Genomic DNA, 26,146 nt, shown 5'->3' on the forward strand with positions numbered 1-26,146 from the left:
CTAAAGAATAAAATGAATCAAGCCATTCACTACTACAATCAAAAGATGCTTAAACGACATTTTCTGTCGCTGAGTGAAATCAATTCAGTGATTAATCACTATTTTTTCCAAAAGTTCAACAAAATTTCAGTAAGATAAAGGTAAGCAAGTTTTCAGTTGATGCTACTGCGTCAAATAAGAACCAGGATTTTTCAGAACACTATGACCAACAATAACTTTTCGCAAATCGCTTCTTTTATCTGGTCGGTTGCCGACCTGCTGCGTGGTGACTTCAAACAATCGCAATATGGCCGCATCATTCTGCCATTTACCTTGTTACGTCGTCTGGAGTGTGTACTGGAAGAAAGCAAGGCGGCGGTACTGGCAGAACATGAAAAAGTCTCCAAGCTGAATCTGCCAGAAGAAGCTCAAGAAAAGTTATTGCTGCGTGCCACCAACGGTCTAGCCTTCTTTAACACCTCCCCAATGGATCTCAGCAAAATGGGGCAAAGTGATATCAAGGCCAACTTAAGCACTTATGTGCAAAGTTTCTCTAAAGATGCCCGCGAGATATTTGAATACTTTAACTTCATCGAATTTGCAGGCTTACTCGATGATGCCAACCTTTTGTATAAAGTCGTGCAAAAGTTTGCCACCACGGATCTGAGTCCAAAGAACGTATCCAACCATGACATGGGCTTGGTGTTTGAAGAACTGATCCGTCGTTTTGCCGAAGGTTCTAATGAAACAGCAGGGGAACACTTTACCCCGCGTGACATCGTACGTTTGACCACTGCACTGGTGTTTATGGAAGATGATGACGTGCTGACCAAAGACGGCATTATCCGTACCATTTATGACCCGACTGCGGGAACAGGCGGTTTCCTGTCTTCTGGTATGGAATATCTGCATGAGCTGAACCCGAATGCCGTGATGCGTGCCTTTGGTCAGGAACTTAACCCAGAATCCTACGCCATCTGTAAAGCCGACATGCTGATCAAAGGCCAGGACGTGAGCCGGATTAAACTCGGTAACACACTGTCGAATGACCAGCTTGCTGTGGATCAGTTTGACTACATGCTGTCTAACCCACCTTTTGGCGTGGACTGGAAAAAAATCGAACAGGACATCAAGGATGAGCATGAACAAAAAGGCTTTGATGGCCGTTTCGGTGCCGGCTTGCCACGGGTATCGGATGGTTCACTATTATTCCTGATGCACCTGATCAGCAAGATGCGTGATGCCAGTAGTACCGAGAGTGGCAGCCGCATCGGGATTATCCTGAATGGTTCACCTTTATTTACCGGTAGTGCAGGCAGTGGCGAAAGCGAGATCCGTCGTTACATTTTAGAAGCCGACTTGCTGGAAGCCATTATTGCCTTACCGAACGATATGTTCTACAACACCGGGATTGCCACCTATATCTGGGTACTCAGCAATAAAAAAGCCGCTGAACGTAAAGGCAAGGTACAGCTGATCAATGCCTCAAACCTCAGTACCAAAATGCGTAAGTCGCTGGGTTCAAAGCGTAACTATCTGACTGAAGCTGAAATTGCCACCATTACCCAAAATTACGGTGATTTTGTGGCGGTAGATACTTTGGCAAATGATGGCGAAACCGAACAGCAAAAACCATTCGCCAGCAAGATTTTTGATAACCATGAATTTGGCTACCGTCGCGTGACCATTGAACGTCCATTACGTTTATCGGCACAGATCACGGATAGCGCAATTGCTGCATTACGTTTTGCGCCAAAACCGTTTAATGCCGTGATGCAAAGCATCGATGCGCAATTGGGCACTGCCTTTGGTACAGCATGGACAGCTGAAAGCTATGGTCAGTTGCAGGACGTGGCGCTTGAGGTGCGTGCCCTGATTAAAGCCGAGTTCCCTGAGCTAAAAGAAAAAGACACTAAAGAGGTACTGGACAGCAAAATCTGGCTATTCCAGAAAGCCCTGATGGAAAAAGCGCAAGCCTTACAGGATGTGATTGGCACTGAGCAGTTTGATGACTTTAACCAATTCGATGAAGTGCTGAAAAAAGCCCTCAAGCAAACCGACATCAAGCTGGATGCCAAAGAGAAGAAACAACTGTTAGATGCCATTACCTGGAAGAATCCGGAAGCAGAACCAGTGATAAACAAGGTCGTGAAACAGGCGGAAAATCCACTATATGGCCAGTTCAGCTACCAGGGCAAAGTGGTCGAGTTTGTGCAGGATGGTGACTTGCGTGATGCCGAGAACATTGCGCTGAATCCAAAAGTCAGCACCACAGAGCTGATTGAAGATTACTTTAAACGTGAAGTACAGCCCCATGTGCCGGATGCCTGGATCAATGCCGACAAGCGCGATGAGAAAGATGGTGAGATTGGCATTGTCGGTTATGAAATTCCGTTTAACCGTCATTTCTACGTGTACCAGCCACCACGTGACCTAAGTGAGATTGATGCGGATTTGGATGCGGTGAGTGCCGAGATTATGCAGCTGCTGCAAGAGGTGCATTCCTAATGGCAAAGTATCAGGCGTATGCGGAGTATAAGGATTCAGGGGTTGAGTGGTTGGGGAAAATTCCAAGTCATTGGTTAGCTACTCAAGTTAAATATGGTTATTTAGTTACTTTAGGGAAAATGCTGCAAAGCACTCCGAAGTCGAGTTTAGATGAACTTAAATTATATTTAAAAGCACAGAATATTCAGCCTAACGGAATAAATATTGATCAAGTTGAATCAATGTGGTTTTCACCTGATGAATGTAAAAAACTTCTTTTGCAAAAAAGTGACGTATTAGTAAGCGAAGGTGGTGATGCAGGAAGATCAGCTATTTGGAATTGTGAATTAGAAGAATGCTATATTCAGAATGCAATTAACCGTGTTCGTCCTAAGTATGTAAATAATTCAAAATACTTTTTGTATTGGATGAAATTCTTAAAATCTACTGATTTTATTAATATCATTTGTAATAAGGCGACCATTGCTCATTATACGGCTGAAAAGTTGGAAGGTTCTCCTATCTTTCTACCATCTAGTGATGAACAGATAGCTATTGCCAACTTCCTCGACCATGAAACCGCCAAAATCGATCACCTGATTGAAAAACAACAACAACTGATTGAACTGCTGAAAGAAAAACGTCAGGCGGTGATTAGTCATGCCGTAACCAAAGGACTCGATCCGAATGTCCTGATGAAAGATTCGGGTGTGGAGTGGTTAGGGGAAGTGCCGGAGCATTGGGACACAACCAAAATTAAATATGTTGCGGAACTAACACCGAAGAAAAGTGAAGTATCAAGCAATGATAATCGACTGTGTACTTTCGTCCCAATGGAGAAATTAAAACTAGGTAGTCTAATTAAGGATGAAGAAAAACCTATTTCTGAAGTTATTGGCGGATATACATATTTCAAAAATGGTGATTTACTTTTAGCTAAGGTAACACCATGTTTTGAGAACAAAAATATGGTCGTTGCAAGTGATTTAAAGAATGGAATTGGTTTTGGTTCTTCTGAAATTTATGTGTTGAGAACGAATCATAAGGTTAATACTCAATTCTTATACTATCGTTTGCAAGAAGACCAATTTATGGAATTGGGAACAGGTGCAATGACAGGAGCAGGCGGACTAAAACGAGTACCATCAGAATTTTTGAATAATTTTGAATTTGCTTTACCGCCTTTGTCAGAACAGATAGCTATCACAAAATACTTAAATCAATACTTGATAAAAAATGAATACTTGATGAATAAGGCGCAATCAGCAATTCAACTCATGCAAGAACGCCGAACCGCTCTCATCTCAGCCGCAGTCACTGGCAAGATTGACGTCCGCAACTGGCAAGCTCCAAGCGTTACTGAGGCACACACGGAGTTAAGCGCATGAGTGAGCATTCATTAACGAGCTTAGCTTTGCCACAACTGACCCAAGATATTGTTTTACTTGTCCATGCCGCCAAACAGCGTGCAGCCGTAGCCGTCAATGCCGAACTGACCTTGCTGTATTGGCACGTGGGACAACGTATCCGACAGGAAATCCTCAAAGGTGAACGGGCAGAATATGGGCAACACATCATTGGCAATTTATCCAAAGCCCTGACAGCGCAATTAGGCCGAGGCTGGGGAAAGTCCCAGCTCAACTACTATGTTAAATTTGCCGAAGTTTTTGATGATATCAACATTGTCCATGCAGTGCGTGGACAATTAAGCTGGACGCATCTTAAAACCCTGATGTATATAGATGACCACATCAAACGAGAATTCTATCTCAACATGGCAGTGCAGGAACGCTGGTCTACGCGAACGCTGGATGAACGCATCGGTTCAATGCTGTTTGAACGTACCGCGATTTCCAAAAAACCGGATGAAACCATTCTGCATGAACTGCAACAGCTCAAGGAACAAGGGGTTGTACATCAGCAGCTCTTGCTCAAAGATCCCTATATTCTGGACTTTCTCGATCTGAATGACCGCTATCTGGAAAAAGATTTAGAAGATGCCATTTTGCGCGATATTGAGCAGTTTCTTTTAGAGCTGGGTTCAGGCTTTAGCTTTATTGCCCGCCAGAAGCGTATTCAGATTGATGAAGATGATTTCTACATTGACCTGTTGTTTTATAACCGCAAACTCAAACGACTGGTCGCGATTGACCTGAAAACTGAAAAATTCCGCCATTCGCATAAAAGCCAGATGGAACTGTATTTACGCTGGCTGGCCAAATACGAACAGGAAGAAGGTGAAAACCCACCGCTGGGCATTATTTTCTGTACCTCCAAAAAACATGAACAAATTGAATTGCTGGACTTGGAAAAATCGGATATTCATGTGGCTGAATATATGACGGTTTTGCCACCCAAAGAAATCCTGGAACAGCGCTTACACCTTGCGAGGGAACGTGCTAAACAACGCTTGCTCGCCGATGGAGAACAATAATCATGGACGCTACCCGTGAAAGCATTTTCCAGAACGATATTATTCAACAGATGTTGGTACAAGGCTGGCAACTCGGTACGCCACAAGGCTATAACCGTGAAACTGCCTTGTATGAGCAGGACGTACTGGATTTTGTGCAACAGACCCAAGCACAAGACTGGCAGAAGTTTCAGCGCATCTTTCCACAAGATTCCGAACGGCATTTTCTAGAAGCCGTAGTTGCCCAGCTGAAAAAAGCCGACATCAATGCCACTGATGAACAGTCACGTAGCTATGGCACTTTAGGTGTGCTGCGTCACGGAGTGAAAACCCGCAGCGCACGATTTTTCCTCTGTCAGTTTAAACCAGAACATGCGCTAAATCCCGATACCTTAGCCAATTACAAAAAGAACATCTGCCGCATTGTGCCAGAATTGGTCTATAGCCCGTATGTTACGGCTGCCGAGTTACAGGACATGGGCAAACAGGCCAAGAAATGGCGGATTGACTTGGTGCTGTTTATAAACGGCTTTCCTGTGGCAACACTGGAACTCAAGTCCGAGTTTAAACAGGCGGTGCAGAATGCCATGTTGCAATACAAACGCACCCGCTTACCGAAAGACCCGGAAACCAACAAGCCTGAACCCTTGCTGATGTTTAAGCGTGGCGCATTGGTACACTTTGCCGTGAGTCAATACGAAGTCTATATGGCGACCCAATTGGCCGGAGAAGATACCTTCTTCCTGCCATTCAATAAAGGCACGCATGACGGTGGCGCAGGCAATGATGTGCCAGAAGACCAGAATCAGTACGCTACGGCCTATTTGTGGAATGAAGTTCTCACCCCGGACAATTTGCTGAATATCATTGGACGTTTTGTCCATCTGCAAATTGAAGAAAAAGAAGACTGGGAAGGCCGCAAGTACAAAAAAGAACTGCTGATCTTCCCACGTTACCACCAGTGGAATGTGGTCACCAAACTGATCAATGCCGCATTAGAGGAGGGCACTGGACAGAAATATCTGATTCAGCACAGTGCAGGTTCAGGCAAGTCCAACTCAATTGCCTGGACAGCACATCAGCTGTCGACCCTGTACGATCAACATAATCTGAAACTGTTTGATTCGGTGATTGTGGTCACTGACCGTACCATTCTGGATGCCCAGCTACAGGACACCATCTACCAGTTTGAACATGCCGATGGCGTGGTCGGACGCATCAACAATAAAGAAGGCGATGGCTCCAAATCGGAAAAACTGGCCAAGGCACTGGAAACCTCACAGCCGATTATCATTGTGACCATCCAGACTTTCCCATTTGTGTTGCGAGCGATTGAAAACAGTACCAATCTGAAACAGCGACGTTATGCGGTGATTGCCGATGAAGCGCATTCTTCACAAAGCGGCTCTACGGCACGACAATTGAAAGAAGTGTTGATGCTGGAAGAGCGTGGTGAGGATACAGAACTGTCCTCGGAAGATATTCTGGATGCGGTGGTGGCTGCACGTAAGGGCAGTAACAACCTCAGCTACTATGCCTTTACCGCGACACCGAAAGACAAAACCCTGCAACTGTTTGGCCGTGTACCCAATCCTGAGCTACCGCCATCCAAGCAAAACAAGCCGGAAGCTTTCCATGTCTACTCCATGCGCCAAGCCATTGAAGAAGGCTTTATTCTGGATGTGCTAAAAAACTATACCAACTATAAAGTGGTGTATAAGCTCAAACAGAAAATTGAACAAGCCGACAAACAGGTCGATGCCAAAAAAGCCAAGATCAGACTGAATCAGTGGGTGCGCCTGCATGACCACAACATTTCCCAGAAAGTGAAAGTCATTGTCGAACATTTTAAAAATAACGTGATGGGCTTATTGGGTGGGCAGGCCAAAGCCATGGTGGTGACCAGTTCACGTAAAGAAGCGGTGCGTTACAAGCTGGCCTTTGACAAATACGTGATGGATCAGGGCTATAAGTCTATTCAGGCTATGGTCGCATTCTCGGGTGAGGTTGAGTTTAATGACAAGGATACCGACAGCAGTGGTTTAGTCGGGCAGACCTTTAATGAACGCAACATGAACCCGGGGCTAAAAGGTCGGGAAATGCGCAAAGCCTTTGACAGTGATGATTATCAGGTGATGCTGGTAGCCAACAAGTTCCAGACTGGCTTTGACCAACCAAAACTGTGTGCCATGTACGTAGACAAAAAGCTGGGTGGTGTTGAGTGCGTACAAACCTTGTCACGCTTGAACCGCACCTATCCGGGCAAAGCGGAATCTGGCACCTTTGTCTTGGACTTCTTTAACGATCCTGAAGATATCCTGGCGGCCTTCCAACCGTATTACCAAACCGCTGAACTGGCCGATGTTTCCAATCCAGATCAGATCTTTGACCTGTTTGAAAAGCTGAAAGCTACCAAGATTTTTCTGTGGACGGAAGTTGAACAGTTTGTAGAAGCCTTCTTTACCAAGAACAAATCCAATGCTGCGATCAGTAATATCTGCAAGCCTGCGGTTGAACGCTGGCAGAAACGCTATAGCCAAGCCATCGAAGCCTATAACACCAGTCGCGATATGCTGGAACGCTGCAAGAAAACCAATGATGCGGTGCTGATTGCCAATGCCGACAATGACTTTAAAGAGGCCAAGCTTGAAAAAGACAAGCTGGAAATCTTTAAAAAAGACTTGGGAAGCTTTACTCGTTTTTACGAGTTTATGTCGCAGATCGTGGACTACGATGACAAAGAACTGGAGAAGCTCAGTCTGTATGCGCGTAACTTGCGTCCATTGCTGCGTGAAACCGCAACGAAAGACGATGAGGTGGATCTAAGTAATGTCAGTATGAGCCATTACCGCTTGTCCAAGATCCGTCAGCAGGACATCAAGCTGAAAGAAGATGCCGAAGACAATCAGCTTGAGCCGGGCAATGACCTCGGTGCAGCCAAGCCACGCGATAAGAAAGAAGAGTTCCTGTCACAGATCATTGAGCGTCTGAATGATGTCTTTATCACCGATAACCTGACTGATAAAGATATGCTCAACTATGCCTATACGGTACGTGACAAGTTGGCTGAGAATGAAATTGTCATGAAGCAGATCGCCAACAATACCCGCGAACAGGCCATGCTGGGGGATTTCCCGAAAGCGATGGATGATGCCATTCTTGGCAGTAGTGCGGCACATCAGGAACAGATGATGCAGTTGCTGTCCGATCCGGCGAAAGCCAGCATATTTGCACGGGTGATTTTTGATATGTTGAGTGGTGGGTAATTTTAGAGAGGGAGAGGGGGGAAAGAGAATGCAAATTGATGCCCAAGGGCTTTGTTGCACAAAGATTTGAAAGGCAAAGCGCCCCTAATTGAGCCAAATTTAAGGCGTAACTTGGGTAAGTGGTCGACCTAATTCCGTAAATCTGTTGAGGACTGCTACACGTGCATGAACCTCATTGACTTGGCTATCAAAGCTCCTTGCACTGAGTTTATCTCCTAATAATTTGATGCAGTGCATTTTAGTCTCAACCAAACTTCGGCGATGATAGCCTGACCATTTTTTCCATAGTGTCCTGCCTAAACGTTTAATTGCTCGAAGTAATTCATTTCGCTCTAGCGAGCTACTCTTTGTATCTTTCCATGGTTTCGCATTTTTTCTAGGTGGAATCACCGCATGCGCTTGCCGATCTGCAATGACCTGACGGCATTGCTTGGTGTCATAAGCTCCATCGGTATAAACAGAGTCAATCTGCTCATCTTGTGGAATCTGATTAAGTAAATCACCAAGTACCTGTGAATCACTGACATTATTGGTTGTAAGCTGAACTGCTCGTATTTGTAGGGTTTTAGCATCTATACCAATATGAAGTTTACGCCATTGGCGACGATATTCAGGTCCATGTTTCTTGCGTTTCCATTCGCCCTCACCTAGAAACTTCATGCCTGTAGAGTCCATGAGTAGATGCAGCCCATCGCTACTTTTTTGGTAGCTGATTACAATATCAATATGCTTTTGTCTTCTACAAAGCGTGGTGTAATCTGGAGCCATCCAATTTAATCCGCAAAGTTTAATCAGACTTTGCACAAAGCCAGTGACCATACGTAAAGGCAGACGGAATAAAGATTTAATCATTAAGCAGCATTGGATGGCTGCGTCGGAGTAGGTTTGATTTCGCCCTTGTTTGCCTTTTGATGGAGCATACCATTGCGTAGCAGGATCAAACCAAATGGCAATATTTCCGCGACTCATGAGTGCTCGGTTATATGCGGGCCAATTGGTTGTGCGGTAGATTTTGTGTGCAGGCTTCTTCATTTGAAAATTATATCGCTGAAAAAGCCTTTACAGATAGGTTTGTGCAACAAAGCCTTACGAGACTGCAATCATAAAAATTTAATATTCTCTGTCTTTCAAGCATATTTGATTTAGGAGTTAACCTTATTGCTTATCATCGTATTCTGATTTGAATAGGATATGATCAACAAGTAGACCGCCACTGTGACCATCAATATTAAGAGTAAATAAAAAGGTAAGTGAATGCCGAACTGATATAGAAAAGTGCTCAGTAAAGGCGCCACAATGAGACCAATCGCTTGAGTAGCTGTACAAATACTTGCCATTTTGACTTGAGCAGCTTGCGTAACAGATTGAGCCGCCCCTGTGGTAAATGCAGGCAAAAGGCTTGCCACTCCGACCCCATAAAATAAATAACTTATTTGAAACATCCAAATATGGATTGCACTTAAAGATAGGATGAGTCCAATAACCATGCTAAACGTACCCACCAATACCAAAGCTTTCAGTTTTAAATGAAGTACTTTTACAATCAGGATCTGAGTAATCACTAAGCTAAAACCAACAATGAGCATACATTGGGAAAAATAAATCGCACTTTGTTGTGAGCTTAAATGAAAATGGTCTTGAATATAAAAACCTGCCGTCATATTGAGCGTCACGATAGCCATATAGGTAGTAAATCCTAAAATAAGCCAAGGAATAGCTGGTTTTAATGAAAATGAATGCTCTATTTTTACAGGCTGTTTTTGATCCAATATTGTGTTTTGTTTACCCTCATCATGTTTAAAATACATTGTGATAATCAAACTAAAAATCACCAATAAAATAACTGCAATCCACATTGGCAATAAAATTCCACCGAACAATAACACTGAAGTTAGAAATGGGCCGACGATCATACCTAAACTATTCATCGCACCATACATTGCCATTTTTTGACTGCGTTGTTGTTCCTCTGTGACATGTTGCATGACATAACTTTGTAGACCTATTTGTGGCATAGCCATAAAACCACCAGTACTTGCTCGACTAATCACCAACAAAGCAAAAACTATCATTACGGGTAATGTTTGTTGTATTCCCCAATAAAGAATCGCTGTAAATATAGCCCAAGTAATGGTCATGCCCCAGAAACCATAATTCATTAATTGATAAGGAGTCTGTATTTTTTCCCCTCTGGCAATCAGAATAGATGCAATCGCCATACAAATTGCACCCGCTGAAACAATTACTCCGCCCTGTACTTCTGTTAAGCCAAGCTCACGAATTAATGGGGCAAGTAAAGGTAAAATCATTGAAAAACAAGTACCGTTGGCTAGAGTTGCCCAAGCCAATAATTTAAAATTTTGTTGCATAGGTAGTATTCATCAAAAGAAAAGGCATCTAAAAGATGCCTTCTGGATAAGATTAGTACTTGAGAGTGTAGCTCAAACCATAGGTACGACCTTGAGCAGCCAAGCTCGAAATATCGCCGTAAACCGTTGAAACTGCTTGGCTATAAACAGACTTATAGTCCGTATTCCACACGTTATATACACCAAAACCTAAAGTTCCTGGACCTGCTTTTGCATTGGCAATCACATCCATCACTGCAAAACCTTTGATTTCTGCTGGAGGACGAGTACTACCATTCGCAATCGCATCTTTACGTGCTTCATCCGTACCATCAATAGCCAAAGCTTGTACTCGTAAACCTAAACCATCATTGAATTGCCAGTCTGAATAAACCGTTGCTTTCAAAGGTGCTACACGAATTGCATCTAACTCTTGCCATTTACCATTTGAGTTTTTGAACTGACCACGTGTATAAGCTAAAGTCCCACCTACATTCCAATCATCTGAAACGGTATATTTGACATTACCTTCAATACCATACACGCGTTCATCTGTATCAATAACTTCAATTGCAAAACTTGGAGGACCAAATTTCAATGACTTATCAGATTTGTTATAAAACGCAGTGATCCCTGTGCTTAACGCATCATCTTGTAGACGCCAGCCCAGCTCAAAACTATTTACTTTGATTGGATCAATTGTTTGGTTACTTACGACAAAGTTTGCAGGGACATCTCTTAGCATACGTTGTACATCAGGTAAATTTGCACCTTGCGAGAAATTTGCAAACACCTGTTGTGCATCAGTTAAATGATAAAGTGCGCCTACATTAAAGAGTGTTGCATCATGCTTAACTGAACCACCTTTTAAGGTTTTAGCTTGGTATGTTGGAACGAAATCGGCAACCATTGCTTCAGAATATGGAACTGAGTCTTTAACATCACTATCGATGCGCTCATGACGAATACCTGCTTGTAGATTTAAGCGATCAGTTGCTTCAAATTGACTTTGTAAGAAGAAACCAAGCTTTTCAGTATCTACCTCAGGACCAAAAGCATAATTATTTAGGGGCTTAAACTTTAGACCATTACTACTGATAAAAGTATTTAGATCATAAAGTTGTGCTGTTTGTTTGCCATTTTCCTTATCGTAATCCACACCATAAGTTAGATTTAATGCACGTTCTGCCAGATTGAGTTTACTTTGAAGTGCTAAACGAGCACCAAAAACATCAATATCTGTTTCTGATTGGGTAACAATAAATGTTCTTCCACCTGGAATGGATGCATGTGCTAAAGCATTTGCACTTGGGAAGAATCGCCCTTTTTCAGTACGATAATACGCCTCTGCATTTAAAGTCTGACCAAGAAAATCCTGATTTTCATATTGTGCATTTACTGCACTGCGCTTAGTACGTGGTTGAGTATCAAGCTCTAAACCTTTTACAGCTTTTTGACTAGGTTTTGCCCCTAGAAGTAAAACAGATAAGCCTGGACCATAATCAGCGCCATATTCACTGTCCTGCTCATCGTTATAGTATTGCGCACCGATACTTAATTTTTGCTTATCTGCCAACTGCCAGCTTAAACGACCATTCACATCTACAGTTTCAGTATCTTGACGATCTGTTTGTGCAACTTCTGGACCTACACGATCACCTCGACTATCTTGAATTTCACCGCGTTGTGTATAGCTAGCACCTATAAAACCACTCCAATCCCCTTGGTTAAATGATGCAGACTGAAACGCTTCATAAGCTAAAGCATCACTTTTGAAATTATCACCTGAAGTAACGCCGAGTTTGGTTTCAAAATTTACACCATCACCCGAACCTCTTTTGGTGATGATATTGATGATCCCACCTGTAGCACCTGCACCATAAATACTACTTGCACCTGACACGACTTCAACACGTTCGATCATGTCTGGGCTAATGCTATTTAATTGGCGTGAACTATCGCGTGAGCCCGTTTGCGGAACACCATCAATCATATATTGCACTGTACGACCACGCATGGTCATACCGTAGTTACTGGTCGTACCTGAACTTGGAGTTAAAGATGGAACTAACAAACCTAAAATATCGGCGGTACTTTTCCCAGCAGCAGCTTGTTTGGCAATATCTTCTTGGCTAATACTGTAAACAGTCCCTGCAATTTCAGCGATACTTTGTGCTGAACGAGTTGCTGTTACAACAATTGGCGCAAGTTGTGTTGGTTTTTGGACTTCTGCTGCAACATTATTTTGAATCGTGGTATCGATCTCAGTTGTTTGAGCATAAAGCTGGGCACTTACTGCCAAGCTTAGAAGTGTTAGTGTTGTCGAAAGTGTATGAACTTTCATAATTAGCCCCTAGATAAGTTGTTTCGATTGTTTTGCTTTAGAAATCAAAACTTGACTGAGTAAAACGCTTAAAATGGATGCAGCGGCGAGAATTAAATAAAAATTTCCATAGCCAAACGCTTTAGCTAAGAAACCTGACATCGCACCACCAATGAAATAAACCAATAATTCAAAACAGACCAAAATCGTAAAATCCGTTCCTGCTTGATCTTTAGAGCTGGTCTGCATGAAATGTGCATATAACGCCGTCATCGCGATATAACGAATTGCAAGAATGACAACTACAAATACACCAAGTAATCTGTGCCATTGATCAAACCAACTGAGTAGAACAGCTGCACCCAACAAGGCATAAATCAAAGTACGTGCCCAGCCTGCCCAGATCAGTAATTGTGTTGCGGCTATTTTTTTTAATAAAAATGCAGCTGAAACAGCGGCTAATAATCCAATCCCTGCACCTATTACAGACATCAGCACGCCGATTTGTGACAACGACCATTTCTGATCAATCAGCATCGGATTCAGCATCGCCATAGCCGGTGCTTCGACAATTCGATAACATACGATCAAGGCTAATGCCCATAACATTTCTGGACGTTTAAATGCACGGATCAGACTTGGCGGCTGTTTTGAGATTTTCTCTACATTTGATTTTTCTTTAATCTGGAAAATAGCCAACATCGTCAATGCTGTCATAGCGGCTAAGGAAATCAGTGCAGTTTGCCAACCATAAAGCTCATACAGCCATAAAGTTGCTGCTCCACCAACCATACTGCCAAGCGCAACACCTATACTTTGCGCCATACTGCCTAGTCGATACTCAGATTCTGAAAAGGTTTCGACCGTATAGCCATCAATTGCGATATCTTGAGTTGCAGCAAAAGTTGAAATCCATAAACCGACAATAACAAATACACCAAGACCGTAATCGAATTGGGTAAGTGCCAAAGCAACGACCCCCAACACCAAAGCTATTTGCGTAAACAAAAGCCAAGTTTTACGTTTACCGAGTTTTTTGAAATAAAAACGATCAATTAGTGGTGCCCAAAAAAACTTGAATGCCCAAGGAATATAGAGCAGCGACAACATGCCAATCCAACGTAAATCTACGCCTTGATGACGCAGAATCGCAGGTAAGGCCACATTATAAAAATACAGTGGTAAGGCATGCGCGAGATATAAAACCACCACGACACTCAGGCTCAAGGCTGAGACTTTCTGAATATTTAATGAATTTTGATTCATAAATACCTCTGCAAAGCCCATTGTGTGGCTTCAGCTTTATCTACGCTCACAAAATATGGAACATGCCAAGCTTTGTGCAGAGCTGGTGTATCCAATCGAATACGATCTTCTTCATCTTGAGCAATACGAGCAAAACCCAAGCAATATTGGTAAAAATCTTGTTTATATTGCTTATACCATTTGCCTTGGATTGCTCTATATTCTTCAGGAAATTCAGTATTTACATCGGTTTGCATGATCAACACGAAATTTTGCTTATGTTCGAAATAGTGCTGAATCCGTGCTAACCATTGTTCAAATTCTGCAACAGAGACATTCGCCGCAAAGCGCATGTCTAAAATATGCATTTCATTGATATATAAGCTCATGTAACACTCAGGAGTTTGGCTGGCCGATCTGCTAGCTGTTGTTGTGATGTTTGGTAATATTCCCCAAACTTGTGATAAAAAGTTTCTCTAAAGCAGTAATACAACATTGCAGTTTTTTCAGGCATCGGTATTAAACGTTGACTTTCATAGCAAAGCTCTGCCACCACAGCTGCATAAGATAAAGGGAAAAAGCAACGTGCTTGAATAGAGGTAATCGGTATTGATAACAGCGTCAAACCTTGGCTAAACGTCTGTAGTTGAAGAGATTGCTGACTTTTATGAAGCAAGTGACCTTTGCCAGTTTCTTGCGTATATGCATTGACGAAATGTTGTAACGCCAACCGATTAGCAAGTGAATGCATCTGTCGATATCCTCTTTCAAAAGAGTTAATTTGTTTTTCGAAATGTTTTAGGCCTGAAACACATCTTAAGTACAAGGGAGTTTGTAGTTAAGATAGAACAAATGATAATTATTATCATTTACTATTTCAATTCCATAAAAGAACCTAGAATAACAACACTAAATCATTGAATTTATTTTGTTTAACAAGGAATATTGCTCAGTAAAGATACAAAAAGATAATAATAATTCTCATTAAATAAAATGATCAGCTTGTAGCCATCAATAGTTTTTATAGATGTATAAAATTTTTAAATAGTCTCAAATGTAATATTTCCCCACATCAAAAATCTAATATGTCAAAAAAAGCCTACCATAGAAACTTTTAGAAGTTTTGAAGAGAAAAATATCATCGTTGCAAAATAGCCCAAAATTTAGCCTATTGCATAGACTATTTACCCTATCTTTTGCTTCGGAAAAGGCACAATTTTATTTCTCAAACTATCAATAAAATCAGACCATTCTTGCATCATCTTGATTCGATATTCTAAGTGTTGAGCATGGTTATAAGCTTGAGATACGGCATTACCAACTCGATGTGCTAACTGAATTTCAATTGCATCATGCATATAGCCCTGCTCATGAAGTGTCGTTGATGCAAGTCCACGGAATCCATGACCAGTCATTTTACCGTTATAGCCCATCGTACGGATCACACAGAGGAGTGCATTGCTACTCATGGGCTTTGCCGTGCTATGGTTATAGAAAACGTACTGCTTATTGCCGGTGAGAGGCCGTAATCCTTCAATGAGTTCAATTGCCTGTTTGGATAATGGAACAATGTGAGGCTGAGCCATTTTCATTTTCTCAGCAGGTATTCGCCATAAATGATTATCAAAATCAATCTCATTCCACTCCATCATTCTGAGTTCAGCTGTGCGTACAAAAGTCAGCGTCATTAGTTGAATGGCTGTTTTAATCATTGGATTGCCATGATAGCGGTCCATTCGCTCAAGGAAGGGTGGGAACTCAGAAATATCCAAACGTGCCATATGCTTCACTTTACGAGGTTTTAAAGCCTCATGAAGATGAGGTGTCGGATCATTCTCGATGAGACCCTTACGAATCGCAAAACGGAAAATACGACCTGCTAAAGGTATGGAGCGTTTAGCCATTTCCTGTGCGCCACGTTCTTCGATTTTTTTGGCACAGGCAAGCACATCTTTACCTTTGATTTGATCAATAGGCATATTGCCTAAATCTGGGAAAAGGTCTTTTTCAAATACGGATAAATCACGTAAATAGGTATTTTCTTTAATAACAGCTTTACGGTCTTCCATCCATTCCATAGCAAGTGCTTTGAAAAGCGTATTTTCAGCAGCTTGTTGTTTCTTTTGCTTCTTCGCTTCGTTGGGATTAATCCCATCTTTTAACTTTAACCGAGCTTCGTCTCGAATTCTTCTTGCTTGAGCCAGTGAGGTTTCAGGATAGGTACCGATGCTGAAAATATTTTCTTTACCGTTAAAGCGGAACTTCATTCGCCAATACATACCGCCCGATGGTGTGACTTCTAAGTACATACCTTTCTCATCGGAATAACGAGCTTTTTTTTCTAGGGGTTTAAGCTTTCGTACTTTTGCATCTGTAAGCATTTTGAAGTTCCGCAGAAATTGGGGGTATAAAAATTGGGGGTATAAATATGTACCCCCAGTTATACCCCCAACTGGAACAGGATTTCAATAGATGTTGTGAGATAGCATAAGACAAAAAAAAGACCTAAACCCTTGTGGTTTAAGTCTTTTAAGATCCCATAAGACATCGTGGGAATGATATTTGGCGGTGAGAGAGGGATTCGAACCCTCGATACGCTATAAACGTATACACACTTTCCAGGCGTGCTCCTTCAGCCACTCGGACACCTCACCATGGCCGTGGATGATATAGAAAAAAAGCCAGTCTGCCAAGCTTGAAACAATTGATTTGCGGAAAAACTTTGAGCGCAGTGCTATGATTCGCAAAAATGCTTGTTAAAAACGAAGACGATATATGCAAAGCACTGCACAGAAAGCAGCTCTCCCGGTAATTACACTGGCTGCGCTTGGGGTTGTTTTTGGAGATATTGGAACCAGTCCATTGTATGCACTACGCCAGTGTTTTCTGACGTCGCACCTTGCCATTAGTGAAGCTTCGGTGTTGGGCATTTTGTCCTTGATCTTCTGGTGCATCATGCTGACGGTGAGCTTTAAATACGTCACCATTATCATGCGTGCCGATAACAATGGTGAGGGCGGGATCATGTCCTTGCTGGCTCTCAACTTGCGAACCACACGTATTTCTGATGACAAGAAAATTTACCTGATTGCGCTCGGCTTTATTGGGGCATCGCTGTTTTTTGGTGATGGAATTATTACCCCGGCGATTTCCGTATTATCTGCGGTTGAAGGGCTGAGTATTGCCACGCCTGTGTTTAATCACTGGTTAGAGCCTTTATCGATCGGAATTATTGCGGGACTCTTTCTGGTGCAACGTCATGGTACCGGAACCATGGGTAAATTTTTTGGTCCACTGACCTTACTCTGGTTCCTGTCGATTGGTGGTTTTGGTTTATGGAGCATTATCCAGACCCCGACAGTACTGGCCATGGTGAATCCATACTGGGCCTATCATTTTGTGGTCGATCAGCCTTTTGTAGCCTTCTTGACCATGGGCGCCGTGATTCTGACCATGACCGGGGGGGAAGCTATTTATGCGGATATGGGGCACTTTGGTCGTCTGCCGATTCGTCTGGCCTGGTTCATTATTGTGTTGCCCTGTCTGTTACTAAATTATGCCGGACAAGGGGCATTATTGCTGCGCCGTCCTGAAGCACTGGAAAATCCTTTCTATATGCTGCTTCCGGAATGGGGCTTATATCCAATGATTGGTTTGGCCACAGCAGCTGCTGTGATCGCCTCACAGGCCGTCATTACCGGGGTATTCTCCATGGTGAATCAGGCCATTCAACTGCGTTATTTGCCACGCCTTAGTGTAAAGCACACATCAGCCGAAGAGCGTGGCCAGATTTATCTGCCCTTCATTAACTGGATGCTGTTTATTTCTGTAGTGATTCTGATTTTACTCTTTGAAAATAGCGCCCGCCTAGCGAGTGCTTATGGGGTTGCAGTCACTATGACCATGCTCTGTGGCACCATTTTAATCAGCATTCTGGCTTATGGTTTCTGGCGCTGGCCGATCTGGAAAGTGGTGTTATTTGCCACACCATTCCTGATGCTGGATCTGGTTTTTGTAGCCTCAACGTCTTTAAAAATTGCCTCAGGTGGCTGGGTACCGATTCTGCTCGGGGCGGCATTATTTACGATTCTGATGACCTGGAAAGATGGTCGTGCACTGGTCCTGAACCGTCTGGAAAAAGATGCGCTACCGATTGACCTGTTTATTAAGAGTATTTCAATTGGAGGAGGTACCAAGTTTGTGCCGGGTGAAGCGATTTTCCTGACCGGAACCCCGACCATTGTGCCGCATGCGATGTTGCACAATATCAAGCACAACAAGGTGCTACATGAGCGCAATATTCTGGTAACGGTTATTACCCGGGATATTCCTTTTGTAGGTGATGAAGAACGCATCAAACTGGAAAAACTCAGTGAGCATTTTTATCGAGTCACGATGTATTACGGGTTTAAGGATCAGCCTAATATCCCGGAAGCATTGCAGCATGCGTATGCAGAATGGGGCTTTGAATATGACCTGATGCAGATCAGTTTCTTTATCTCCCGGGAACGGATTATGCATACAGTGGGAGAGGGGATGGCACCCTGGCGGGAAAAACTGTTTATTTCCATGCAGCGTAATACCAGTCCAGTCAGCGACTTCTACCAGATTCCGACCAACCGGGTAGTTGAACTGGGTAGCCAGATCGAGATGTAAAAATAAAAAAACCAGAGCAAGGCTCTGGTTTTTTTAGGGAAGAGAAATTTAGAAAGCTTTATAACAAATTATTGTTCTGTTGCTTCTGTCTCAGCCGGCATTTCAGGGGCGGCGTTTAAAGGTGCATCTGCCGAAGGATCGGCTTCAGCTTCTACCGCAATTTCAGTTTGTTCAGTTATCGCAGCCGCTTCAGGTGCAGCAGCTTGCTGTTCTTCAAGAGCTGGTTGCTCTACAGCCTCACCCATGGTCATTTCCTGTTCTGTAGCAGAAGCTGCTGGTTCAGACTCAAGATTGGCTGGAGCTGGATTGGTATCCGGCATTTCTGGTTGTGCAACAGGTGCATTAGGCATGCCTGAAGTTGGCATTGGCTGATTTGGCATTGATTGTTGTGGCTGCTGGCCTGGCTGAGCAGGTGCAGACATTGGCTGGTTTACCAGACGGATCTGTCCAGAATTTACCAGGCTTTCCAGTGAGGCTTGCTGACCATTTACAGTGGTACTAATTTTAGCTTTAGACAAGCTTTCAAGTGTTTCACCCGCTTGTACAGGAGGCTCAGCGAAGGCGCCGGCACTGATCACACTTGTAAATATTCCGAGACCTAATAACTTAGATAGTTTGGAATTCATAAATTAACTCCATTGCTAATAATTGTACGTAATTTGAGTAGTCAAATAGCTTTGCACACTCAAGAAGAGGTCACAATCAAAGCTACTTAAAGGTTAAAAAACCGCGCTGAAAGCTCACTAAAAAAACGACACTTTGTTACAAGATTTAAGAATATAGGGGTAGATTGTGTAATTATTAGGCAAATAAAGAGGGTAAGATATACTTCATATACATGGCTTGTTAAGCTCGCAAAATCCCCGATTTTGATCTTAAAAGCATGTGTAGCATGGCAAAGAAGCAGCGTAAGTCGAAGAATTCAGTTTTTCAGTTTTTTAATGAAAATAGCGTGAAAGTGATCCTGGCAATGGTCGCTTCCGGGAGTTTTGCGATTGCGTTTGGCCAGGAAAAAATCAGTCAGTGGATTTCTCTGCCTTCTACATCGAATTCGAGCTGTCTGGAACAGTTTTACCGGGACATCCCGCCTTACCTGATGAAAGACAGCCTGAAAAAAGACAGTTATTCACTGTGTTTTAATGGCTTTAATGTGGGTTATTCGGGTGTATCCAAAACGCCACTGTGGGTGGCGGAGGCTTTAACACCGAAGCGTCTGAGCCAGAAAATTCCACGTGAAGACAACTTCCATGAAGAAACACGACTAAATGCTGCTCATCGTGCGACTTTGGCTGACTATCGTGGCTCAGGCTATGACCGTGGCCATATGGCGCCAAATGCAGATATGCCAAATAAAGCTTCACAGTCTGACAGTTTCTCGCTGGCCAATATGGTTCCGCAGGCACCAAAGAACAATCAGCAGGTTTGGCGCGAGCTAGAAGAAGCGACCCGGGCCATTGTGACCAAGCAGAAGCAGGACGTATATGTAGTGACTGGGCCTGTCTTTGCAGCCAAAAAACTGAAAACTATTGGCAAGGGTGTGATTGTACCAACTGCCGTGTACAAAGCAATCTATATGCCGAAAACTGGAGCCATTGGTGCCTACTATGCTCCTAATGATAATTCGCTCAAGGTTCGCATTGTCAGTGTCTGTTATCTGGAAGAGCAGCTTGGCATTAACCTGTTTCCTCAGTTAACTGAAGAACAGAAACGTAATACCTATCATCTGCCGTTGACTGCGAATGCTGTGAAGGCTAACCAGAAAATTGCCTATTCGAATTGGGATGCAGAAAGCCAGTGTGCTGAAGACGTGCCGAAAGAAGATCTGGAAAAATTGCAGCGTGAGTTCAAACCGTCGGCTTCAAGTTCGGCCAGTACAAGTAATACGAGCTCATCAGTCAATAAGAACGGGATCGATCATGATACCCAGGATACGATTGTTAAACAGCTGATTGAGGCCTTACTACAATACATACTGCAGCTGCTGAAATAGTGAAAAGGAGCTTGCTGTAAAAAGCAGGCTTCAGGTAGCATGCTGAAGACAGGTGAGTAACAATAATAAAACAGAGTGGAAATTAATGTTTAAAGCATTTGAAAATGGAACCGAATCGCATGCGATTCATGACCTGACAGTTGAGAATGATCTGGACTGTGTCAGTGTGTATGGCAATCTGCAAATTACCAAAGACCAGGCCGGTCTCAAGGCAGCCAAAGTCTTACAAGCACTGTTAAATGATATTGTGCAGCAGCTCGAAGAAACACCGGATCTGCCAGAAAAAATTGAACGCAATGATGCAGATGAAATTGAAAATCCATTTTTATAGAAATTTCTTAATCACTATTCCGGCTAGAAAAAAGCTCCTTTGATGAGGAGCTTTTTTATTTTATTCAAACTTTTAAATCTGATATGGGACATTAATCTCTGCGGTAGCAGGATAGTCCAGAAATTTTTCCTGCACCTGGGTTTCCAGATATTCTGAGCGCCATTGTTGTGGTGTCTGAGCGGTCCATTGCTTGAAGGCACGCTGAAATGCACTTTGTTCAGAATAGCCAAGCAGCATGCTGATTTCCTGCAAACTCAGATGAGGATCTTTTAGATATTGCATGGCCATCATGCAGCGGATTTCCTGTATACGCTGCTGATAGGTCTGGCCCTGTTTTTGCAGGTAACGTTGTAGCTGACGTACAGAAAAATTCATCTGTTTGGCGATATGTTCAATCTGGAACATATTTTTCTGCAGACCCACCAGAATCGCCTGTTGCAAGCGTTGATCAATCTGGGTGGAGTTCGGAAGTTTTTCCAGCACCGCTTCTGCCTGTTGCATCAGTAATTTCTGTAAGGTCTGATCACCTTTCTTTAAAGGAGTCGACATTTCACTCACAGGAATCAGTACCTGATTTCTGGCCTGACCGAAACGGACCTTGCAGCGGAAATACTGTTCATAGACCGCAATATTTTTATTGACCGGATGCTGAAAATGGACTTCATGCAGATGCAGTTGATGCTGGTCCAGAATGCTTGAGCGAATAAATTCAGTCATGAGCGCGATGGCAATCTCATCTGTGAGTTGCGTACTCACTTTAAACGGAATTTCACTCCAGGAAATAGACAGGTAATCTCGATCCAGACTGACCTGTAAGGGACTGCCATCATAGATCAGGCGATGATAGTCATGATAACGCATAAAGGCTTCGCCCAGCGTTTCACTGGATAATGCCAGATAGCCAATAATACCCAGATGCTTGGCTTGCACCAGTTGCGCGATTTCCAGGCCGAGTGCTGGCCGCTGCAACTCCTGGTCCAGCTGGCTGAGCAGATCACGCCAGAGAATATAATCAAAACGCTCCAGGTTCTGGATCGCAAACAATTTCTTGGGAATGTCCAGTTGTTTGAGCTGGTAATAGTCCAAAAGCAAATGTCCTAAACCACCATATACCGAACCGACATAATCTTGGGGAACGTGCATTTTTTAATTCTTTTGTTCTGTCGTTTTTTGTCAATGATATTGAAATTATCGGTCAATATCTAGCCCTTTTTTTGACCTATAGTGTAAACAAACAGGGAGGAAAAGATCATGTGGAAAGGCTTTCTAGCAGGACTGGTCGTAGCCAATGGCTTTGAATGGTTCGCGCATAAATATGTGCTGCATGGTACCCATCGGGCAGGGCAGACGCGTTATAGCCCAGTGCCGGACAGCATGCGCTCACATTGGGAACATCATCGTGAAGTTCGCAAGACCAGATTTTCTGATTATGCCTATGTTGAAGGTTTGAAAAACTGGCGAATCCGTAATGAAATCGGTTCACTGGCCGTCGCAGCGAGCGTATTCGGGCTGGCTTTTTATCCCTTGTCCAAAGGCATGTTTTTGGCCACGCTATATAGTGCAGGCAATTATTTTTATATGCATCGGCGGGCACATCTGCAACCAGAATGGGCCAGAAAAAAAATTCCCTGGCATTATGATCATCATATGAACAGTAACCAAGATGCCAACTGGTGTGTAACCAAGCCCTGGTTTGATTATTTGATGGGAACCCGGGTGATTTCTTCAGCAGATTTACAGGAAAAAAATCCCCTTGGTATTGCCTTGCCGGAGCAGATCTCTACGCGCTTAACCCACTTAACCCAGCGTTATTTCCCGGCTAAATGGGCTAAAGATCGTGATTAAATAACTTAAAATTCGAGTAATCTGCCACATAAAATGTTAACCATTTCTCACTTTGGTTAGCCCTGTCGTGATTTGTCAATAAATTCTGTATATATTGTCAATATTGTGCTCAGGATTTCACCTATATTTGCGTCTGTTGATGATTGAAAGTCTTATCAACCTGCATACAGATTGAGTTATATTGTAAATGTCAAAAATACCAAGTGCTGTAGTTCTTCTTGGTTTTTATAGGGAGTCGCAAGACTCCTTTTTTTGTCCAGAATTTAAATGATTCCTAAGAATAATCCATAAAAAAAAGAGCGTGATATTCACGCTCTTTTTCATTTGAAGGCTGTTGTTTAGAGACGCATTTCAATGCCTTGAGCAGCTAGATAAGCCTTGGCTTCAGGAATGGTATGCTGGCCAAAGTGGAAAATAGAGGCGGCAAGTACTGCATCGGCACCACCATGGATAATCCCGTCAGCCAGATGCTGCAAGTTGCCTACGCCACCAGAGGCAATCGTCGGTACAGTGACGCGGTCATTGATAGCACGCATGAGTGGAATGTCATAACCTGCTTTGGTGCCATCGGCATCCATAGAGGTAATTAACAGTTCGCCTGCGCCGTAGCTGGCCATTTTCTCTGCCCATTCCAGGGCATCAATACCGGTCGGTTTGCGTCCGCCGTGGGTAAAGATTTCCCATTTATTCTCGCCAGTTTTTTTGGCATCAATCGCCACCACGATACATTGCGCACCAAAACGCTGTGAGGCTTCCTGTACAAACTCAGGGTTAAAGACTGCTGCCGAGTTAATACTGACTTTATCCGCACCTGCATTTAACAGTAAACGAATATCTTCGACTTTACGCACGCCACCGCCTACGGTAAGCGGTACGAATACAGATTCAGCCATACGCTCAACGGTACGGTAAGTGGTGTCGCGTCCATGATGTGTAGCGGTAATATCAAGGAAAGTGATTTCATCGGCACCTTGTTCATTATAACGGCGTGCCACTTCTACCGGGTCACCCGCATCACGAATATCAAGGAACTGAACACCCTTGACTACGCGACCGTTGTCGACGTCCAGACAAGGAATAATACGTTTAGCTAGCATAAATTTTTCCAATTATTACAGCCGATTATGAAACTCACCCACGCAAGCGCTACACCTTGGTAGATGGAAACGGTATTCTAGCAAAAATATGTAAGTTTTTTCGCAGGTTTTCTATGTCGGTTTATACCACTTTGACTTTAAAGGAAGTTCAGGATTTCGCAGCACCTTATGGACTTGAGGTGATTGATCTGATTCCCATTCAAGGAGGTATCCAGAATACGAACTATTTTCTGGTCTGCGAAAACCAGCAATATGTGCTGACCGTTTTTGAAGATATGGATGAACAGGCCGCCGGAGAACTGGTGCCGGTCTTGCAGCATTTGGGGCAGGCAGGTCTGGCCGTACCGGTGCCTTTATCCCACTCAGGTAAAGCCATTCACACGCTAAAAAATAAGCCCGCACAAATTGCGCCACGTATGATGGGTGAGCATCCGATGCCATCTACCGTTGCGCATGTGGAAGCGATTGCCATTGCTCAGGCCAAAATGCATGTGGCATTGAAAGATTTTAAACTTGAGCGTGCCTTTGTCCGTGACCATGCCTACTGGTATAACGTAGCACAGGAAATTAAACCAAGCCTGAACGCAGCAGATAAAGTCTTACTAGGCAAACTTCTGGGCCTGTATGAAGCTTTAACCGCAGTATATCCAGATCGTCCACGTGGCTTTATCCATTCGGATCTGTTTCGTGACAATACCCTGTTTGAGGGTGATCAGCTGAAAGGAATTCTGGACTTTTATGAACTGAATAAAGATGAATTCCTGTTTGATATCGCGATTACTTTAAATGACTTCTGTACCAATTATCCGGAGGTTACTTTAAATGAAGAAAAGGCCAATGCCTTTTTAAAAGCCTATGAAACTATTCGCCCTTTAACTGCAGATGAAAAATCATGTCTGGAGCTTTACCTGGCAATGGCTGCGGGTCGTTTCTGGATGATGCGTTTACAAGTGGCACAGAAAAATGCGGCTGAAGGTCGTACCGGTGAAGATATTCTGCAAAAAAATCCGGAAGAGATGCGTAACATGCTGATTGAACGTTTAAAATTCGTGACAGCTTAACTTTAAAATAAACAGGAACAGGCAAAATGCGCGATCAGGGACGTTTAGTGGAATGGTTTGATGACAAAGGCTATGGCTTTATTCAGCCCAATGATCCGGCCAAAGATCGCGTGTTTTTGCATATCAAGGATTTTGCCCGTCCCGGTCCACGGCCAATTGTCGGCTGTGCGCTGGATTATCTGGTGATTCTGGACGAGCAGGGCCGTTATCGTGCCCAGCAGGTTATGTACCTGAAAGCATCACAAACCAAAACGGCAAAAACAAAAACTAAAACATCAGGCCGAAGCCAGCAAGAAAAACTACAGCCGATGCAGGTTGCTTCTGTGGCTTATATTCTGGTATTAGTGGGACTAAGTTTAGCCGGCTTGTTGAGTGGAATGATCCTGTTGCTGGTGAGCCTGATGAATGTTCTCAGTTACTGGCTATATGCCCAGGATAAGGAAGCGGCACAATTGGGCAATCGCCGTATTCCAGAAAATACCCTGCATCTGGTGGCATTTCTAGGAGGGTGGCCGGCAGCTTGGCTGGCACAGCAAAAATTACGGCATAAAACACAAAAACAACCCTTCCGGCAAATTTATTTTTGTACTATAGCTTTTAACATCATTTTGATTATATGGCTGATTTCTCCCTTCAACAGCCTGAATATCTAGAAACAACCACAGGAGCGTAGATGAACTATTCAATTGATAAAGACTCAAATCGCACGCTAACCCTGATTCTTTATATCTTATATATCGTGGCCATTTTTAGTGGTGGCTTGCTGGCAGTGATTGCACTGATTATTAACTATGTGAAGCGCTCGGATGTACGAGGTTCGATTTTTGAAAGTCACTTTACCTGGCAAATCCGCAGTTTCTGGTGGTATCTATTCTGGAATATTGTAGCCTTTGTGCCATTCCTATTCCTGTTCTTTACCCATGAAGATCCGGACCTGTTTGCAGGCGTCGCTTTTGGCGCATCCACTTTCTGTCTGGTTATAGTCTTTGTTTCCTGGATCTGGATTGTCTATCGCGCGATTCGCGGCATTATGCGTCTGAATGACAATCGACCGATGTATACCAAATAAAGTTAGCTATATTTCTTTAGATAAATAACTCCCCCT

20 protein-coding genes, 1 tRNA gene and 1 pseudogene are annotated in these 26,146 nt (G+C 43.3%); 11 read left to right on the top strand and 11 right to left on the bottom strand.

The window, feature by feature from the left end:
* The first annotated feature begins 201 nt into the window (after positions 1-201).
* Genes FOC32_RS05470 through FOC32_RS05485 form a run of 4 tightly spaced genes read left to right on the top strand, consistent with a single transcriptional unit; the run spans position 202 to position 8,145 of the window.
* The gene (locus tag FOC32_RS05470; protein ID WP_175966599.1) at positions 202-2,487 is read left to right on the top strand and encodes a type I restriction-modification system subunit M; all 2,286 of its coding nucleotides are present in this window, start codon (positions 202-204) and stop codon (positions 2,485-2,487) included.
* Complete coding sequence (locus FOC32_RS05475; protein ID WP_175966601.1) at positions 2,487-3,854, top strand: restriction endonuclease subunit S; 1,368 nt, start codon at positions 2,487-2,489, stop codon at positions 3,852-3,854. The genes FOC32_RS05470 and FOC32_RS05475 overlap by 1 nt, the downstream gene beginning before the upstream one ends.
* Positions 3,851-4,900, top strand: a complete 1,050-nt coding sequence (locus FOC32_RS05480; protein ID WP_175966603.1) for a PDDEXK nuclease domain-containing protein — start codon at positions 3,851-3,853, stop codon at positions 4,898-4,900. The genes FOC32_RS05475 and FOC32_RS05480 overlap by 4 nt, the downstream gene beginning before the upstream one ends.
* A complete protein-coding gene (locus FOC32_RS05485) occupies positions 4,897-8,145 on the top strand; it encodes a type I restriction endonuclease subunit R (RefSeq protein ID WP_175968159.1) in 3,249 nt (1,082 codons plus the stop codon). Before FOC32_RS05480 ends, FOC32_RS05485 begins: the two co-directional genes overlap by 4 nt.
* Before the next feature lie 99 nt (positions 8,146-8,244).
* Here FOC32_RS05485 and FOC32_RS05490 read toward each other — a convergent pair whose 3' ends face one another.
* From FOC32_RS05490 to FOC32_RS05530, 8 genes and pseudogenes are all read right to left on the bottom strand, one after another.
* Complete coding sequence (locus FOC32_RS05490) at positions 8,245-9,177, bottom strand: IS5-like element ISAba12 family transposase (RefSeq protein ID WP_175966605.1); 933 nt, start codon at positions 9,175-9,177, stop codon at positions 8,245-8,247.
* Positions 9,178-9,287: 110 nt separating this feature from the next.
* A complete protein-coding gene (actD, locus tag FOC32_RS05495) occupies positions 9,288-10,514 on the bottom strand; it encodes a putative acinetoferrin export transporter ActD (protein ID WP_005180623.1) in 1,227 nt (408 codons plus the stop codon).
* Between the two features lie 52 nt (positions 10,515-10,566).
* Complete coding sequence (locus tag FOC32_RS05500) at positions 10,567-12,837, bottom strand: TonB-dependent receptor (protein WP_175966607.1); 2,271 nt, start codon at positions 12,835-12,837, stop codon at positions 10,567-10,569.
* A gap of 9 nt (positions 12,838-12,846) precedes the next feature.
* On the bottom strand, positions 12,847-14,082 hold the full coding sequence (gene actC, locus FOC32_RS05505) for a putative ferric acinetoferrin MFS transporter permease subunit ActC (protein WP_175966609.1): 1,236 nt from the start codon (positions 14,080-14,082) through the stop codon (positions 12,847-12,849).
* The gene (locus FOC32_RS05510) at positions 14,079-14,450 is read right to left on the bottom strand and encodes a hypothetical protein (RefSeq protein ID WP_004961737.1); all 372 of its coding nucleotides are present in this window, start codon (positions 14,448-14,450) and stop codon (positions 14,079-14,081) included. Before FOC32_RS05510 ends, actC begins: the two co-directional genes overlap by 4 nt.
* A pseudogene (gene acbD / locus FOC32_RS05515) lies at positions 14,447-14,626 on the bottom strand (acinetoferrin biosynthesis acetyltransferase AcbD); the annotation flags it as partial. The pseudogene acbD and the gene FOC32_RS05510, both read right to left, overlap by 4 nt.
* A 619-nt stretch (positions 14,627-15,245) precedes the next feature.
* The gene (locus FOC32_RS05525) at positions 15,246-16,442 is read right to left on the bottom strand and encodes a tyrosine-type recombinase/integrase (RefSeq protein WP_004964802.1); all 1,197 of its coding nucleotides are present in this window, start codon (positions 16,440-16,442) and stop codon (positions 15,246-15,248) included.
* 182 nt (positions 16,443-16,624) lie between these two features.
* Positions 16,625-16,715, bottom strand: a tRNA-Ser gene (locus FOC32_RS05530).
* A 121-nt stretch (positions 16,716-16,836) separates the two neighbouring features.
* On the opposite strand from FOC32_RS05530, the gene FOC32_RS05535 reads away from it, so the two are divergent.
* Positions 16,837-18,717, top strand: a complete 1,881-nt coding sequence (locus FOC32_RS05535; RefSeq protein WP_175966610.1) for a potassium transporter Kup — start codon at positions 16,837-16,839, stop codon at positions 18,715-18,717.
* 68 nt (positions 18,718-18,785) lie between these two features.
* Here the strand turns inward: FOC32_RS05535 and FOC32_RS05540 are convergent, their stop codons facing one another.
* Positions 18,786-19,343 (bottom strand): hypothetical protein, encoded by a 558-nt coding sequence (locus FOC32_RS05540; protein ID WP_175966612.1) that lies wholly within the window; start codon positions 19,341-19,343, stop codon positions 18,786-18,788.
* Between the two features lie 266 nt (positions 19,344-19,609).
* Here FOC32_RS05540 and FOC32_RS05545 point away from each other — a divergent pair, with 266 nt between their 5' ends.
* Entirely contained in the window at positions 19,610-20,707 is a 1,098-nt protein-coding gene (locus FOC32_RS05545) for a DNA/RNA non-specific endonuclease (RefSeq protein WP_005232604.1), read from the top strand.
* Positions 20,708-20,792: 85 nt separating this feature from the next.
* Entirely contained in the window at positions 20,793-21,038 is a 246-nt protein-coding gene (locus tag FOC32_RS05550; protein WP_005232602.1) for a hypothetical protein, read from the top strand.
* Between the two features lie 72 nt (positions 21,039-21,110).
* Here FOC32_RS05550 and FOC32_RS05555 read toward each other — a convergent pair whose 3' ends face one another.
* Positions 21,111-22,181, bottom strand: a complete 1,071-nt coding sequence (locus tag FOC32_RS05555; protein WP_005232601.1) for an AraC family transcriptional regulator — start codon at positions 22,179-22,181, stop codon at positions 21,111-21,113.
* A 108-nt stretch (positions 22,182-22,289) separates the two neighbouring features.
* Between FOC32_RS05555 and FOC32_RS05560 the strand changes: the two genes are divergently transcribed.
* On the top strand, positions 22,290-22,883 hold the full coding sequence (locus tag FOC32_RS05560; protein ID WP_005232599.1) for a hypothetical protein: 594 nt from the start codon (positions 22,290-22,292) through the stop codon (positions 22,881-22,883).
* A gap of 338 nt (positions 22,884-23,221) precedes the next feature.
* On the opposite strand, the gene hisF is transcribed toward FOC32_RS05560, so the two are convergent.
* On the bottom strand, positions 23,222-23,980 hold the full coding sequence (hisF, locus tag FOC32_RS05565; RefSeq protein ID WP_004781588.1) for an imidazole glycerol phosphate synthase subunit HisF: 759 nt from the start codon (positions 23,978-23,980) through the stop codon (positions 23,222-23,224).
* Between the two features lie 113 nt (positions 23,981-24,093).
* On the opposite strand from hisF, the gene FOC32_RS05570 reads away from it, so the two are divergent.
* Genes FOC32_RS05570 through FOC32_RS05580 form a run of 3 tightly spaced genes read left to right on the top strand, consistent with a single transcriptional unit; the run spans position 24,094 to position 26,110 of the window.
* Positions 24,094-25,041: a homoserine kinase gene (locus tag FOC32_RS05570; RefSeq protein WP_005232598.1), complete on the top strand. Its 948-nt coding sequence runs from the start codon at positions 24,094-24,096 to the stop codon at positions 25,039-25,041.
* 26 nt (positions 25,042-25,067) lie between these two features.
* Positions 25,068-25,694 (top strand): DUF1294 domain-containing protein, encoded by a 627-nt coding sequence (locus tag FOC32_RS05575; RefSeq protein ID WP_005232597.1) that lies wholly within the window; start codon positions 25,068-25,070, stop codon positions 25,692-25,694.
* 20 nt (positions 25,695-25,714) lie between these two features.
* The gene (locus tag FOC32_RS05580; protein ID WP_005232596.1) at positions 25,715-26,110 is read left to right on the top strand and encodes a DUF4870 family protein; all 396 of its coding nucleotides are present in this window, start codon (positions 25,715-25,717) and stop codon (positions 26,108-26,110) included.
* Positions 26,111-26,146 lie beyond the last annotated feature (36 nt).

Origin of the sequence: Acinetobacter sp. FDAARGOS_724, assembly GCF_013364475.1 — a bacterium.
Classification (GTDB): Bacteria; Pseudomonadota; Gammaproteobacteria; order Pseudomonadales; family Moraxellaceae; genus Acinetobacter; species Acinetobacter variabilis.

Bases quoted from the DNA above. Each gene is read 5' to 3' on its own strand.
- FOC32_RS05525 (WP_004964802.1), bottom strand. From the start codon at position 16,442: ATGCTTACAGATGCAAAAGTACGAAAGCTTAAACCCCTAGAAAAAAAA.
- actD (WP_005180623.1), bottom strand. From the start codon at position 10,514: ATGCAACAAAATTTTAAATTATTGGCTTGGGCAACTCTAGCCAACGGT.
- FOC32_RS05570 (WP_005232598.1), top strand. From the start codon at position 24,094: ATGTCGGTTTATACCACTTTGACTTTAAAGGAAGTTCAGGATTTCGCA.
- actC (WP_175966609.1), bottom strand. From the start codon at position 14,082: ATGAATCAAAATTCATTAAATATTCAGAAAGTCTCAGCCTTGAGCCTG.
- hisF (WP_004781588.1), bottom strand. From the start codon at position 23,980: ATGCTAGCTAAACGTATTATTCCTTGTCTGGACGTCGACAACGGTCGC.
- FOC32_RS05475 (WP_175966601.1), top strand. From the start codon at position 2,487: ATGGCAAAGTATCAGGCGTATGCGGAGTATAAGGATTCAGGGGTTGAG.
- FOC32_RS05500 (WP_175966607.1), bottom strand. From the start codon at position 12,837: ATGAAAGTTCATACACTTTCGACAACACTAACACTTCTAAGCTTGGCA.
- FOC32_RS05580 (WP_005232596.1), top strand. From the start codon at position 25,715: ATGAACTATTCAATTGATAAAGACTCAAATCGCACGCTAACCCTGATT.
- FOC32_RS05540 (WP_175966612.1), bottom strand. From the start codon at position 19,343: ATGAATTCCAAACTATCTAAGTTATTAGGTCTCGGAATATTTACAAGT.
- FOC32_RS05575 (WP_005232597.1), top strand. From the start codon at position 25,068: ATGCGCGATCAGGGACGTTTAGTGGAATGGTTTGATGACAAAGGCTAT.
- FOC32_RS05545 (WP_005232604.1), top strand. From the start codon at position 19,610: ATGGCAAAGAAGCAGCGTAAGTCGAAGAATTCAGTTTTTCAGTTTTTT.
- FOC32_RS05510 (WP_004961737.1), bottom strand. From the start codon at position 14,450: ATGAGCTTATATATCAATGAAATGCATATTTTAGACATGCGCTTTGCG.
- FOC32_RS05480 (WP_175966603.1), top strand. From the start codon at position 3,851: ATGAGTGAGCATTCATTAACGAGCTTAGCTTTGCCACAACTGACCCAA.
- FOC32_RS05555 (WP_005232601.1), bottom strand. From the start codon at position 22,181: ATGCACGTTCCCCAAGATTATGTCGGTTCGGTATATGGTGGTTTAGGA.
- FOC32_RS05490 (WP_175966605.1), bottom strand. From the start codon at position 9,177: ATGAAGAAGCCTGCACACAAAATCTACCGCACAACCAATTGGCCCGCA.
- FOC32_RS05550 (WP_005232602.1), top strand. From the start codon at position 20,793: ATGTTTAAAGCATTTGAAAATGGAACCGAATCGCATGCGATTCATGAC.
- FOC32_RS05560 (WP_005232599.1), top strand. From the start codon at position 22,290: ATGTGGAAAGGCTTTCTAGCAGGACTGGTCGTAGCCAATGGCTTTGAA.
- FOC32_RS05535 (WP_175966610.1), top strand. From the start codon at position 16,837: ATGCAAAGCACTGCACAGAAAGCAGCTCTCCCGGTAATTACACTGGCT.
- FOC32_RS05470 (WP_175966599.1), top strand. From the start codon at position 202: ATGACCAACAATAACTTTTCGCAAATCGCTTCTTTTATCTGGTCGGTT.